The following is a 12,066-nucleotide window of genomic DNA, read 5'->3' as shown; positions in this document are numbered from 1 at the left end:
TGTGTCGTGCCGGTTGCGCATGGACAAGGTTTTCGTGTACTTTATGAGATTGCAAATGCGAGTGTTAAGAAGCGGGGGTTTTTAACCGGCGCGGTAACGAAAAAACCTCGCAAAACAGGGATACAGATTTACACGGATATGCACAAAACCACACCGTTTTCGTCTGCCGCCGTGCCCGAATTTTTTCAGGCATGGCGGTTTTTTATTTGACGCATGGGTGTTGTGGCGAGCGCGATGCGAGGAGCGAAAAAACGCACGGCATCGAAAACGAATGACCGAATTCAGACTTTGCCACCAGCTGCGAGATTAAGCAGGGTGGCACCGACGATGGCTGAAGTGCTGCAAACGTGAGGAGTTGCAGCAGTTCAGCTGGTGCCGAATTCATTAGCGCAAACGACCGTTTGTGCCGATGAATAATTCGCCTGGTCCATCCCTGTGGTGGGTCGGACGGGTTTAAATCTTGTAGCTTAAATTTCTCATCTCAGATGAAGGAGAGACAAATGGCAACAGCCGCTAAGAAATCAGAAGTAAAGAAACCAGCCGCCAAGGCTGCTCCTGCCGCGAAGAAGCCGGCAGCCGCAGCCAAGACGGTTGCCGCTAAACCGGCCGCTAAACCGGCTGCCAAAGCCGCAGTCAAGCCAGCGGCCAAAGCTGCAGCCAAGCCTGCAGCAAAAGTGGCAGCCAAGCCAGTAGCAAAAGCTGCGGCGAAACCAGCGGCCAAGGCAACAGCAAAACCGGCCGCCAAGCCAGCAGCGAAACCTGTTGCCAAAGCAGCGGCCAAGCCAGCGGCGAAAAAAGCCGTTGCCAAGCCGGCAGCCAAGCCAGCAGCAAAAGCTGCAGCGAAACCTGCTGCCAAGCCAGCAGTGAAAAAAGCTGCAGCAAAACCGGCAGTCAAGGCAGCGGCCAAACCGGTCGCCAAGGCAGCAGCCAAGCCTGCAGTGAAAAAAGTCGTCGCCAAGGTGGTAGCCAAGGCAGCCGCCAAGCCGGCCGTCAAGGCAGCAGCGAAGCCAGTAGCGAAAGCGGCAGCCAAGCCAGCAGCGAAGGTCGCAGCCAAGCCAGCAGCGAAGCCAGCAGCAAAGGTGGCCGCCAAGCCTGCAGCGAAGAAAGCCGTCGCCAAGCCTGCAGCCAAAGCCAAGCCAGCGGCCAAGCCTGCAGCGAAGAAACCAGCTGCCAAACCGGCAGCAAAGCCAGCAGCAAAGGCGGCAGCCAAGCCAGCGGCCAAGGTAGCAGCGAAGCCGGCAGCGAAAGTTGCCGCCAAGCCCGCCGCCAAGGTAGCCGCCAAGCCGGTCGCCAAAGCAGCAGCGAAGCCTGCCGTCAAGGTCGCAGCAGCAGCCAAGCCAACGGCCAAGGTAGCGGCCAAGCCAGTAGCCAAAGCCGCCGCCAAGCCAGCGGTCAAGCCGGCCGCGAAAGCAGCAGCGCCAGTAGCGGCCGCAGCGGTACCAGCCGCCGTGCCCGCCAAGCCAGCAGCGAAGAAGGCCGCGCCTAAAAAGGCCGTGCCGAAGAAGGCAGTTGCTGTCGCCAAGCCATCGGCACCGATCGCACCTGTAGCAAAAACCGTATTGTCACCGGCTGCTGCCTGGCCATTCCCAACCAGCACTCGCCCATCGTAATTGCTACGATACGGGTGCCTGGATGAGGCAACACGCCGCTGTGTGACTCAATCACACAGCGGTTTTTTTTTGGAGAATTAGTCGTGCTGATCGTTATTCTTACCTTGATCGTTGATACCATTGCCACCTTGCTGGGCGGCGTGTTGCTGCTGCGCTTCTGGATGCAGGCGGTGCGCGTGCGGCCCCCTTCATCGGTGGCGCAATTCACGTTTCAATTGTCCGACTGGCTGGTGCGTCCCCTGCGCCGCGTGGTACCGGGCGTGGGCGGATATGACTGGGCCAGCCTGATCGGCGCCTTCCTGATCGTGCTGCTGGCCAGCTCGATCCTGTTTGTTTCCGGCGCTCCCGTCGACGTGGTACTGCTCAAGTCGCTGCAACGCTTCCTGCAATGGATACTCTACGGTTTCATGGCTTTGCTGATCGTCGAAGCCATCTTTAGCTGGGTCAACCCGCATGCGCCGCTGGCGCCGTTTGTACGCGCCCTGAACGAGCCGCTGCTGCGTCCTATCCGCAAGGTGGTGCCGCTCGTTGGCAGCCTGGATCTGTCGCTGCTGGTGGCGCTGATCCTGCTGCAGATCGCGCAAGTGCTGGTGGGGATGATTATCGTGCTGCGATGATGGTGAGGGTGGAGTAGGTCGGGTTAGCGTAGCGTAACCCGACGTCAGCACTTTGGCACAAGCCGACGTGCATATGGGGTCAGACCCGGCGGGGCAATACGTCCCAATGGGACGTATTGCGATCGCGAAGCGACCGACCCCAGCCTTACTCGGACTTCGCTGGATTAATAGCGGTAACCGAACGCCGCTTCAAACTGGTCGGCGATGCCGGCCGGTGTAAACACATGGTTTTGCGCGCCTTGCGTGGCGATCTTGATGGCGCCCAGCAGGCTGGCCAGGCGGCCGCTGGTTTCCCAGCCCAGGTCGTTAGTGATGCCGAACAGCAAGCCAGCGCGGTAGGCGTCGCCGCAGCCGGTCGGGTCCAGCACTTCCTTGGCGACTACGACAGGAATGTCGATGCGCTTGCCATCCGTATAAATCTCCGAACCTTTTTCGCCGCGCGTAACGATCAGCGCCTCCAGGCGGCTGGCGATGTCCGGCAGGGTCAAGCCCGTGCGTTCCATCAACATTTCCATTTCATAGTCGTTGGCCGACACATACGTGGCTTTGTTGATGAAGTCGATCAACTGTTCGCCATTGAAACGTGGCAACTGCTGGCCTGGGTCGAACATGAAGGGGATGCCCAGTTCGGCCAGATCGGCGGCGTGCTTGAGCATGCCAAGGTCGCCGTCGGGCGAAATGATGGCGACCTTGGCCGGGCCCGCATTGGCGATCGGGTTTTCATGTGCAAACGACATGGCACCGGGGTGGAAGGCATTGATCTGGTTATTGTCCGCATCGGCCGTGACGAAGCATTGCGCGTTGTAGCTGTCGGCCTTGATCAGGATGTTGGCGGTGGAAATATCCAGCTTTTGCAGACGCTCCAGGTAGGCGGCGCTATCCTGGCCCATGACGCCGACGATGCGCGGGTCGCCGCCCAGCATTTTCAGGCTGTAGGCGATGTTGCCCGAGCAGCCGCCGAACTCCGTGCGCATGGTCGGTACGAGGAAGGACACGTTCACCTTGTGCAATTGGTCGGCCAGCAGCGATTCGCCGAAGCGGCCGTGGAATTGCATGATGGTGTCGGTGGCAAGCGAGCCGCAGATCAACGAGGTTTTTGTCATGATAGTGTCACTTAAGGGTAAAAGATGGCGATACGGTAACCAGACGCCGTGAGCTGGTCTAATGCAAAGTACAGTTTGATAGTTTGTTCCGAGCGCGCTGCAAAACCCAGGCTGATGTCGATCTCGGCCGGCAGATAGTCGCGCGGCGCGATCACGCGGCGCAACAGCGGCTTGTCGTTGGCGTCGTTGAGTATCAGCTCGATGTGGGGCCACGTTTGCACGCTGCGGCCCTGGTTGCGCAGCAGCGAGACGTAGGAAAAGGTTTGTTCCTTGATGGTTTGCAATTCACCTTGTTCGATGGCCAGCGCCTCGATCTGCGCTGGCAAGTCGACTTGGCAGCCATTGAGCTTGCACAGCGCGACCAGAGCTGGCTTGTACTGTGGGAATTGCGCCGCCAGTCGATTGCGGAAGGTGCTCATCATTTGTAGTAATAACAGCAACAGCAGCAGCACCGAAGCGATGGCCATGCTCACGCGCAAGGCCTTGCCGCTCTGTTCGCGGCGCCGTCCCTGGATCACAAAGGCTGGTTCGTCGCCGACTGCGGCCATGGTCGTTTCTGTGGCCGTGGCCTGTATCGCTGGCTCGGGCGCAACAGGGGCGGGCAATGGTTCAAAGGCGTGCTCGGCCAAGGTCGGTTCCAAACGCGTGGGCGCGGGCGCGACGCGCTTAGGCCTGTGCAGGCTCACTTTGTCGGCCACCGGCAATGCTTGGGCCAGCGGGGCTGGCGCCGCTTCCAGATTCGGCTCTCGGCGGCTGTCGCGCAAATAGGTGGCGAAGGCGGGCGCGTCATCGACCTGGCGGCGCTTGAAGGGCGCCATCGGCTGGGGCAGCGGCGCTTCGGGTGGCTCGGCTGCTGCAACGACAGGGGCAGCGTCCATGACAGGGGCGGCAGCAGGGACAACGACAGGGGCGGCAGCCGAAGCGGCGTCTGGCGCAGCGATGTCAAAGTCCAGTTCGAGGTGTACGTCGTCGTCTTCGTCGTCCTTGCGCTGCGCCGCTTCCGGCAAGATGCCGAACGGGTCGAACGAGGTGTCGAAGTCGAGAGAATAAATGGGTTCGTCGTCCATGGTGGACGGCAAGCTGTTGTCGGTCGGGGCTATGCCCGATAACGTGGCGGCAGTGCCAGGGCCCGATGTCAAGAACGGCGATGCCGCAGCTGGATCGACCAGCGCGGCATTGCCGTCAAAGACTTCCCTGCACGTGCCACAGCGTACGATACCCCCACGCAACTTCAACTGGTCAGCGGCGACCCGAAATATCGTGTTGCAATGGGGGCATTTGGTGGCGAGGGCCATTGCTGTGCTTATGCACCTTCCGCGCGGGGCGCAGGCGCTTGCGTGCTGCCCAGGCTGCCATGCAGGGCCACCCAGCCATCTTGCTCGGCCCAGACACCCAGCGTGATGAACGGTGCGTAGGCAGCCGTCACTTCTTCCACCTGGCGTGCCAGCACGCCGGACAGGATCAGGGCGCCACCGTCGGCAACTCTGCCAGAGAGCATCGGTGCCATCAGCTGCAATGGACTCGACAGAATATTGGCGACGACGATGTCAAATTTTGCCGTGGCGTGTGCCGACGTGGCAAACGTGTCTGGCAAGAAATATTCGATCTCGCACTGGTTGCGTTCGGCATTGTCGCGCGCCGATTCGATCGCTTGCGGGTCGATATCGACGCCCGCCACTGTTTGCGCGCCCAGCTTCTTGGCCACCATGGCCAGGATGCCGGAGCCGCAGCCGTAGTCAAGCACGCTCTTGCCCGGGGCAGGATGCGCTTCCAGCCACTCCATGCACAGGCGCGTGGTCGGATGGCTACCCGTGCCGAAGGCTAGGCCCGGGTCCAGTTCCAGGATCAGGCCGGCAGGATCCGGTGCCTCGTGCCAGCTGGGCACAACCCAGATATTCTTGCCGATGTGAATCGGCGCGAATTGCGACTGGGTCAGACGCACCCAGTCCTGCTCTTCCACGGGGCGCATGGTGAACGCTGGTGCCGTTGCCATGCCGATAGCTTGCGCTGCGGCAGCCACGATTGCGGCCTGGTCGGCGTCGACGTCGGTCAGCGCCACCACGCGGCTGCGTTCCCACGCCGCTTCCTTCGGTTCCATGCCGGGCTCGCCAAACAGGGGCTGCTCGGCATCCGTGCCTTCATCGGCGTCTTCCACCGAGACCGACAGGGCGCCGGCTTCCATCAACGCGTCAGACATGGCTTCGGCATTGTCACGCGCGATTTCTATGACGATTTCTGTCCAGCTCATGCGCCCGCCTTGATTTCAGATTTCTTGGCGATGCTGGGGCTGCCACCATTGAGGTTCTTGCCCAGGTCCGGCATGTCGGCCAGTTTCTGTTCCAGATAGTGAATGTTGGTGCCGCCTTCGATAAAGCGCGCATCGATCATCAGTTCGCGGTGCAGGGCAATATTCGTGCTGATGCCTTCGACCACCATTTCGGACAGGGCGATCTGCATGCGGCGGATTGCTTGCTCGCGCGTGGCGCCGTAAGCGATCACTTTGCCGATCATCGAGTCGTAGTGGGGCGGCACGTAGTAGCCGGCATAGGCGTGCGAGTCGACGCGGATGCCGGGGCCGCCCGGCGCGTGCCAAGAGACGATCTTGCCTGGCGATGGCGTGAACTTGAATGGATCTTCGGCATTGATGCGGCACTCGATGGCGTGGCCAGACAGCAAGACGTCACGCTGGCGGAAACGCAGTTTTTCGCCAGCGGCGATGCGGATCTGCTCTTGCACGATGTCGATGCCGGTGATCATCTCGGTGACCGGATGCTCCACTTGCACACGGGTATTCATTTCAATGAAATAGAACTCGCCGTTTTCGTACAGGAATTCAAACGTGCCGGCGCCGCGATAGCCGATCTTGCGGCAAGCTTCGGCGCAACGGTCGCCAATTTTTTCGATCAGCTTGCGTGGGATGCCCGGTGCCGGCGCTTCTTCGATCACTTTCTGGTGGCGGCGCTGCATGGAGCAGTCGCGCTCGCCCAGCCAGACGGCGTTCTTGTGTTCGTCGGCAAGGATCTGGATTTCCACGTGGCGCGGATTTTCCAGGTACTTCTCCATATACACTTCAGGGTTGCCGAAAGCCGTGCCGGCTTCCGTCTTGGTCATCGCCACGGCGTTGATCAGGGCCGCTTCCGTGTGCACCACGCGCATGCCGCGTCCGCCACCGCCACCGGCAGCCTTGATGATGACCGGGTAGCCGACCTTGCGGGCAATTTGCACGATCGCTTTTGGATCGTCCGGCAACGCGCCTTCCGAGCCGGGAACGCAGGGTACGCCAGCCTTGATCATGGTTTGCTTGGCCGACACTTTGTCGCCCATCAAACGGATCGATTCGGAGCGCGGGCCGATGAAGACGAAGCCCGATTTCTCGACGCGTTCGGCAAAGTCGGCATTTTCCGACAGGAAGCCATAGCCTGGGTGAATCGCTTGCGCATCCGTCACTTCAGCGGCGCTGATGATGGCGGGCATGTTCAGATAGCTCAGGGACGACTGTGCCGGGCCGATACAAACGGATTCGTCGGCCAGCTTGACGTATTTTGCGTCCTTGTCGGCTTCGGAGTGGACTACAACCGTTTTGATGCCCATTTCGCGGCAGGCGCGCTGAATACGGAGGGCAATTTCACCACGGTTGGCAATCAGGATTTTTTCAAACATGGTAGGTTCGCGTATGTCTGTGAGAGCCGGCGAGCCGGCGAAACAACAAGTGTGAGGGGCTAAAACTGCAAACGGCCGTTGCCGGCCGTGTGGACTGGGTTTTAGCCGATCACAAACAAGGGTTGACCGAATTCGACCGGTTGGCCGTTTTCGACCAGGATCTGGGTCACGACACCGGCTTTATCGGAGTCGATTTCATTGAGCAGCTTCATCGCTTCGATGATGCACAGGGTATCACCTTCCTTGACGGTAGCGCCCACTTCAACATAGGCGGCGCTGCCAGGAGCGGAAGAGCGGTAGAAGGTGCCGACCATGGGCGACTTGACCACATAGCCGGTTGGCTCGGCGGCCACCACGACGGCAGCGGGCGCGGCAGCTGGTGCGGCTGGCTGGTAGTGGGCTTGCATGCCTTGCGGCTGCATCATGACCATCTGGTTTTGCGGCATGGCCGACGATTTGACGATGCGAACCTTGCTTTCGCCTTCGGTCACTTCCAGCTCTGCGATATCCGATTCGGCGACCAGGTCGATCAAGGTCTTGAGTTTTCGTAGATCCATGTAAAACCCCTAGGAATGTAGTTTGTTTTATGAGTGATGCGGTGATGTCCAGAACCTATCGCCGCGCTAAATGCGTGCAGATCGCGTAGATTAACGTTTTTTAAGCGCAAAGTCGATGGCAAACCGATATCCATCGAATCCCAGGCCGCAGATCGTCCCCTGCGCGATCGCGCTGAGAAATGAGTGATGTCGAAACGTTTCGCGTTGATAAATATTCGAGATATGGACTTCCACGAACGGTATGGCGACCCCGGCCAGCGCATCGCGCAAGGCAACGCTGGTATGGGTCAGGCCGCCCGGATTGATGACGATGGCATCTATCCCTTCGGCTCGCGCAGCGTGGATGCGGTCGATCAGTGCGCCTTCATGGTTGCTTTGAAAGCAGACCAGGTCGGCACCAGCGGCCATGGCTTGCGCCATTGCTGCCTGCTCGATATCGGCCAAGGTGCTGGCGCCGTAGACCTCAGGCTCGCGCGTTCCCAGCAAATTGAGGTTGGGACCGTTGAGCAGAAGGAGGTTTTTTGCCATGTATGGAAGACCGTTTTAGCGAAAGTTCCGCATTTTGCCGCCAAAGATACGCATTGGCAAGAGAAAAAAGCACGCTCCGAATTTACAATTTATCCAGATCGGCACGTAACTGATCAAATTTCAAGCGGCCCAGATAGGTCTTTTTGATTTCGCCATCGGCGCCGATCAGCACCGTAAAGGGCAAACCGCCCGTGGCATTGCCGAAATGACGCGACAAGTCGGTGCCGCTCAGGCCGGCAACATACACCGGATAGGCGATCTTAACTTTGTTGGCAAAAGTGGCAATGTTACTTGCTGAATCGACACCAATGCCGATGATTTGCAGGTTTTTCGCCGCATAGTGCCCTTGTACTTCGGATAACTCCGGCATTTCTTCCACGCAAGGAGGGCACCACGGCGCCCAAAAATTGACCAGCAAATTCTTGCCTTTCCATTGCGACAAGGCTTGCGTGGCGCCAGTCGCGTCCGGCAGTGACAGCGCATACAGTTCCTTAACGGGGCCCGTCGCGCCTGGCGCGATGGTTGTCGTCTGCGGTCCCGTGTCTTTCTTTTTTTCCTTGCTCAAGCCGACGTAAGCACCCATGCCGCCGAACATCAGCGCCACGATGGCGCAGGCGATCCAATTCTTTTTTGTCATAAATTTATCTATATCAATATTAGTCGGCAGCCGGCACGCCATCGGCGAGGCTGGCGGCCAGCAGGCTGCGCAGCCCGGTGATATCGGTGCGCAGCACTTTTCCATCGGCTTTCGCTTTCAGGGCGCCGCGCATGTCGTCGAGTTCATACATGGCTGCGTGCACGCCCTCATTTTTCCATAAGAAACTGGCCGTCTCGACCGCATCATAACGCGCTCCTTTGAAATGCGGGCTTTCCGACATGTCGAGCACGACATTTTTATTCAACAGGAAGATGTGGATTTCTTTGGCGCTCTCGGCAAACAGCTGCAAGTAGATCTCGTCGTGGGGGCCAGCCGTACCGTTCAGCACGGGCCCGCTGAGCAGGGGATGAAATTGTTGCAACGCTTGCATGACCTGCAGCGCGATCGTGCGCAACTGGAACAGGCGCGCCGGCTGGCTGTCGGCCAGGAACAGGGCATTGTATTGCCGCACCTGTGCCTCGATCATATCGTTGTCAGGTAGTACATTGGCCAAGTTCGGCGCATCGCCGAGTATCTGCCGCGCTGCCTTGCGCTTGGCACTGCCATAGTCGGCGCCATCGTGCGCCACGAGGCGCGCGGCAGCGGCAGCTATTTCCAGGCGCAACTGGGCGCTATCGTCAAATGCATCGTTCGTCATGCGCATGATGATACTCCGAAGCGGGAAAAGTCATGGCGTCAGGTAAAATCGCGTACTTGCTGTTTTTTATTTCACCGTCTTACTTACTAAGCGTGCACCTTCGCACTGATCACATGCATATTCATATTCTCGGCATTTGCGGTACCTTCATGGGCGGCCTGGCCGTGCTGGCCAAGGAGGCTGGTCACAAAGTTACCGGTTGCGATGCCAACGTCTATCCGCCGATGAGCACCCAGCTGGAATCGCAGGGAATCGAACTGATCCAGGGTTTTGATCCGCAACAAACCAAGCTCAATCCGGATTTGTATGTGATTGGCAATGTGGTTTCGCGCGGCAACGCGCTGGTGGAAGAAATCCTCAACCGCAGCTTGCCCTATGTCTCCGGCCCGCAGTGGATAGGCGAACATATCTTGCGCAATCGGTGGGTGCTGGCCGTGGCCGGCACGCATGGCAAGACGACCACGTCTGCCATGCTGGCCTGGATCCTCGAAGACGCCGGCTACGCGCCCGGTTTCCTGATCGGTGGCGTGCCGATGAACTTTGGCATTTCCGCCCGCCTCAGCGGCAAGATCGACGGCAAGAGCGTCGATTCGGACTTCTTCGTCATCGAAGCCGATGAATACGATACGGCCTTCTTCGACAAGCGCAGCAAGTTCGTGCATTACCACGCGAAGACGGCCATCATGAATAACCTGGAATATGATCACGCCGACATCTTCCCCGATCTGCACGCGATCGAGACGCAATTCCACCATCTGGCACGCACCGTGCCCGGCATCGGCCGCCTGGTCTTCAACGGCGACGAAGCGTCGCTGCAGCGTGTGCTGGCGCGTGGTTGCTGGAGTGAAACGGAAAGTTTTGGCCAGGATGCCAACTGGCAATTGCAAGAACAGAGCGATGGCAGTTTCGACGTCTATTTCAATGGCCAGCAGGCAGGCCATGTGGCGTGGGCGCTCACGGGCAAGCACAACCGCAGCAATGCGCTGGCGGCCATCGCCGCCGCGCGCCACGTGGGCGTGCCTATTGCCCAGGCGTGCGCCGCGCTGGCCAGGTTCGATAGCGTCAAGCGCCGCATGGAAGTGCGCGGCGTGGTCAACAACATTACCGTATATGACGATTTCGCCCATCATCCGACGGCCATCGCCACCACGGTGGGCGGGCTGCGTCAAAAAATGCGCCAAATCGCCGGCAACAGCGGCCGCATCCTGGCCGTGCTGGAGCCACGTTCGAACACCATGAAGCTGGGCGCCATGAAAGATGCGCTGCCGGGCAGCCTGAACGATGCCGACCTGGTCTTCGGTTTCGGCAGCCATGCTGCGCTGGGCTGGAGCCTGGGCGACGCGCTGGCGCCGCTGGGCAAGATTGCCAGCGCCTATGAAGATATCGATACCCTGGTCGCCGCCGTGGCAGCGAGCGCCCGTCCGGGCGACCAGATCGTCGTCATGAGCAACGGCGGCTTTGGCGGCGTGCACCAGAAATTGCTGGAAGCCCTGGGCCGATGATTCTGTACCTGCACGGATTTCGTTCGTCGCCCCTGTCGATGAAGTCGCGCCTGCTGGCCGCGCAGATGCAGGCGCTGGGCCGCGAGGCAGAGTGGCTATGTCCGCAATTGCCGGCCTCGCCCAAGCTGGCCATCGAGCTGGCCTTGATGCTGGTCAAGGACGTGGCGCCGGGCGAGTTGACGATCATCGGCTCATCCTTGGGTGGCTATTACGCCACCTGGCTGGCCGAGCAACTCGGCTGCCGCGCCGTGCTGCTGAATCCTGCCATCGTGCCCCTGATCGACCTGGAGCAGCATGTGGGCGTGACGACAGAGTTCCATTCGGACCAGCCATTCGAGTTCAAGCGCGAGTATATCGACGAACTGCGTGCGTTTGCCGTAGCGGAAATTACTCAACCACAACGCTACTTCCTGATTGCCGCCAGCGGCGATGAAGTGCTCGACTACCGCGACATGGTGGCGCATTATCCGGGGGCGCAGCAGTGCGTCATCGATGGCAGCGACCATGGCATCAGCGAATTTTCTGATTACCTGGCACCCGTGCTGGCATTTTGCGGTATCACTGCGGACGCCGCCCGGTGAGGCCCGGTTCGCTGCGCCAGGCGCAATGGCATGCGCACGTCAACGCCGTCCATGCGCCGGCCGCCTTGCGCCACTGGCTCACGGCTGGCGGCTCGCTGACGGCCAAGTTGAAAGCGCACAGCCAGGCATTTCGCGTGCAATGTTTGCATCAGGAAACGGCGCGTTGCCTGAATGACGAGGCCGCCATCATTGGTCTACACCGCGCGGGCCGTGTATGGGAGCGCGAAGTGTTGTTGCGTTGTGATAACAGGCCGGCCGTGTTTGGCCATACCGTCGTGCCCATGCAGGCGACGGCCACGGACTGGCCTTTGTTTTCCGCGCTGGGCGAGCGCTCGCTGGGCACGACGCTGTTCGGTGACCGCATGGTGCGCCGTGGCAGGCTGGAATTTGCCCGCTTGCGCGCCAGCCACCCGCTGGTGCAGCGGGTGCAGGCAGCGCTGGCACGGGACGGGCAGGGCGTCGACGAGAAGGCGCTGTTTTTTGCCCGCCGCTGCCTGTATCAGCGTCACCAGGGATTGCTGCTGGTAACTGAAGTATTTTTGCCGGCGGTGCTAGAGTTGACATCGTTCACTCGCACCGTTGCAACCGACACATTAATAAACAAAGCATAATA

Annotated in this window: 13 protein-coding genes and 1 pseudogene; 5 read left to right on the top strand and 9 right to left on the bottom strand. The window is 59.9% G+C overall.

Features of this window, described 5'->3' with window-relative positions; all coding sequences use genetic code 11:
* The first annotated feature begins 500 nt into the window (after nt 1-500).
* Complete coding sequence (locus ACQ4V8_RS06320; protein ID WP_436571093.1) at nt 501-1,610, top strand: transcriptional regulator; 1,110 nt, start codon at nt 501-503, stop codon at nt 1,608-1,610.
* Between the two features lie 83 nt (nt 1,611-1,693).
* On the top strand, nt 1,694-2,227 hold the full coding sequence (locus ACQ4V8_RS06315; protein ID WP_010401339.1) for a YggT family protein: 534 nt from the start codon (nt 1,694-1,696) through the stop codon (nt 2,225-2,227).
* Nucleotides 2,228-2,391: 164 nt separating this feature from the next.
* On the opposite strand, the gene ACQ4V8_RS06310 is transcribed toward ACQ4V8_RS06315, so the two are convergent.
* The 9 genes and pseudogenes from ACQ4V8_RS06310 to ACQ4V8_RS06270 form a co-directional block, all read right to left on the bottom strand.
* Entirely contained in the window at nt 2,392-3,330 is a 939-nt protein-coding gene (locus tag ACQ4V8_RS06310) for a carbohydrate kinase family protein (protein ID WP_029496669.1), read from the bottom strand.
* A gap of 11 nt (nt 3,331-3,341) precedes the next feature.
* The gene (locus tag ACQ4V8_RS06305; RefSeq protein ID WP_436571161.1) at nt 3,342-4,397 is read right to left on the bottom strand and encodes a DUF3426 domain-containing protein; all 1,056 of its coding nucleotides are present in this window, start codon (nt 4,395-4,397) and stop codon (nt 3,342-3,344) included.
* A 159-nt stretch (nt 4,398-4,556) separates the two neighbouring features.
* Nucleotides 4,557-4,625: pseudogene (locus ACQ4V8_RS06300) on the bottom strand (MJ0042-type zinc finger domain-containing protein); the annotation flags it as partial.
* A gap of 8 nt (nt 4,626-4,633) precedes the next feature.
* The gene (gene prmA / locus ACQ4V8_RS06295) at nt 4,634-5,578 is read right to left on the bottom strand and encodes a 50S ribosomal protein L11 methyltransferase (protein WP_436571092.1); all 945 of its coding nucleotides are present in this window, start codon (nt 5,576-5,578) and stop codon (nt 4,634-4,636) included.
* Nucleotides 5,575-6,990 carry an acetyl-CoA carboxylase biotin carboxylase subunit gene (gene accC, locus ACQ4V8_RS06290; RefSeq protein WP_010401334.1) on the bottom strand — a complete coding sequence of 472 codons (1,416 nt, stop codon included), beginning with the start codon at nt 6,988-6,990 and terminating at the stop codon, nt 5,575-5,577. Before accC ends, prmA begins: the two co-directional genes overlap by 4 nt.
* A 101-nt stretch (nt 6,991-7,091) precedes the next feature.
* The gene (gene accB, locus ACQ4V8_RS06285) at nt 7,092-7,547 is read right to left on the bottom strand and encodes an acetyl-CoA carboxylase biotin carboxyl carrier protein (protein ID WP_010401333.1); all 456 of its coding nucleotides are present in this window, start codon (nt 7,545-7,547) and stop codon (nt 7,092-7,094) included.
* A 90-nt stretch (nt 7,548-7,637) separates the two neighbouring features.
* Nucleotides 7,638-8,075 (bottom strand): type II 3-dehydroquinate dehydratase, encoded by a 438-nt coding sequence (aroQ, locus tag ACQ4V8_RS06280; RefSeq protein ID WP_010401332.1) that lies wholly within the window; start codon nt 8,073-8,075, stop codon nt 7,638-7,640.
* An 82-nt stretch (nt 8,076-8,157) separates the two neighbouring features.
* Nucleotides 8,158-8,712 carry a TlpA family protein disulfide reductase gene (locus ACQ4V8_RS06275; RefSeq protein ID WP_010401330.1) on the bottom strand — a complete coding sequence of 185 codons (555 nt, stop codon included), beginning with the start codon at nt 8,710-8,712 and terminating at the stop codon, nt 8,158-8,160.
* Nucleotides 8,713-8,731: 19 nt separating this feature from the next.
* Nucleotides 8,732-9,370, bottom strand: a complete 639-nt coding sequence (locus tag ACQ4V8_RS06270; protein ID WP_196855081.1) for a hypothetical protein — start codon at nt 9,368-9,370, stop codon at nt 8,732-8,734.
* A 113-nt stretch (nt 9,371-9,483) separates the two neighbouring features.
* On the opposite strand from ACQ4V8_RS06270, the gene mpl reads away from it, so the two are divergent.
* Genes mpl through ACQ4V8_RS06255 form a run of 3 tightly spaced genes read left to right on the top strand, consistent with a single transcriptional unit; the run spans nt 9,484 to nt 12,064 of the window.
* Nucleotides 9,484-10,872: a UDP-N-acetylmuramate:L-alanyl-gamma-D-glutamyl-meso-diaminopimelate ligase gene (mpl, locus tag ACQ4V8_RS06265; RefSeq protein ID WP_082260966.1), complete on the top strand. Its 1,389-nt coding sequence runs from the start codon at nt 9,484-9,486 to the stop codon at nt 10,870-10,872.
* Nucleotides 10,869-11,453, top strand: coding sequence for a YqiA/YcfP family alpha/beta fold hydrolase (locus ACQ4V8_RS06260; RefSeq protein WP_010401325.1), 585 nt, complete (start codon nt 10,869-10,871; stop codon nt 11,451-11,453). The genes mpl and ACQ4V8_RS06260 overlap by 4 nt, the downstream gene beginning before the upstream one ends.
* The gene (locus tag ACQ4V8_RS06255) at nt 11,450-12,064 is read left to right on the top strand and encodes a chorismate--pyruvate lyase family protein (RefSeq protein WP_010401323.1); all 615 of its coding nucleotides are present in this window, start codon (nt 11,450-11,452) and stop codon (nt 12,062-12,064) included. Before ACQ4V8_RS06260 ends, ACQ4V8_RS06255 begins: the two co-directional genes overlap by 4 nt.
* Nucleotides 12,065-12,066 lie beyond the last annotated feature (2 nt).

The organism is Janthinobacterium paucivorans (genome assembly GCF_051380805.1).
In the GTDB taxonomy this organism is placed as follows: Bacteria; Pseudomonadota; Gammaproteobacteria; order Burkholderiales; family Burkholderiaceae_D; genus Janthinobacterium; species Janthinobacterium lividum_D.
This window is presented reverse-complemented; position numbering and strand designations above follow the sequence as displayed.

What these genes read in the sequence shown, in the direction of transcription:
- ACQ4V8_RS06320 (WP_436571093.1), top strand. Translation starts at nt 501, where the DNA reads ATGGCAACAGCCGCTAAGAAATCAGAAGTAAAGAAACCAGCCGCCAAG.
- ACQ4V8_RS06310 (WP_029496669.1), bottom strand. Translation starts at nt 3,330, where the DNA reads ATGACAAAAACCTCGTTGATCTGCGGCTCGCTTGCCACCGACACCATC.
- ACQ4V8_RS06305 (WP_436571161.1), bottom strand. Translation starts at nt 4,397, where the DNA reads ATGGACGACGAACCCATTTATTCTCTCGACTTCGACACCTCGTTCGAC.
- prmA (WP_436571092.1), bottom strand. Translation starts at nt 5,578, where the DNA reads ATGAGCTGGACAGAAATCGTCATAGAAATCGCGCGTGACAATGCCGAA.
- accC (WP_010401334.1), bottom strand. Translation starts at nt 6,990, where the DNA reads ATGTTTGAAAAAATCCTGATTGCCAACCGTGGTGAAATTGCCCTCCGT.
- accB (WP_010401333.1), bottom strand. Translation starts at nt 7,547, where the DNA reads ATGGATCTACGAAAACTCAAGACCTTGATCGACCTGGTCGCCGAATCG.
- aroQ (WP_010401332.1), bottom strand. Translation starts at nt 8,075, where the DNA reads ATGGCAAAAAACCTCCTTCTGCTCAACGGTCCCAACCTCAATTTGCTG.
- ACQ4V8_RS06275 (WP_010401330.1), bottom strand. Translation starts at nt 8,712, where the DNA reads ATGACAAAAAAGAATTGGATCGCCTGCGCCATCGTGGCGCTGATGTTC.
- ACQ4V8_RS06270 (WP_196855081.1), bottom strand. Translation starts at nt 9,370, where the DNA reads ATGACGAACGATGCATTTGACGATAGCGCCCAGTTGCGCCTGGAAATA.
- mpl (WP_082260966.1), top strand. Translation starts at nt 9,484, where the DNA reads ATGCATATTCATATTCTCGGCATTTGCGGTACCTTCATGGGCGGCCTG.
- ACQ4V8_RS06260 (WP_010401325.1), top strand. Translation starts at nt 10,869, where the DNA reads ATGATTCTGTACCTGCACGGATTTCGTTCGTCGCCCCTGTCGATGAAG.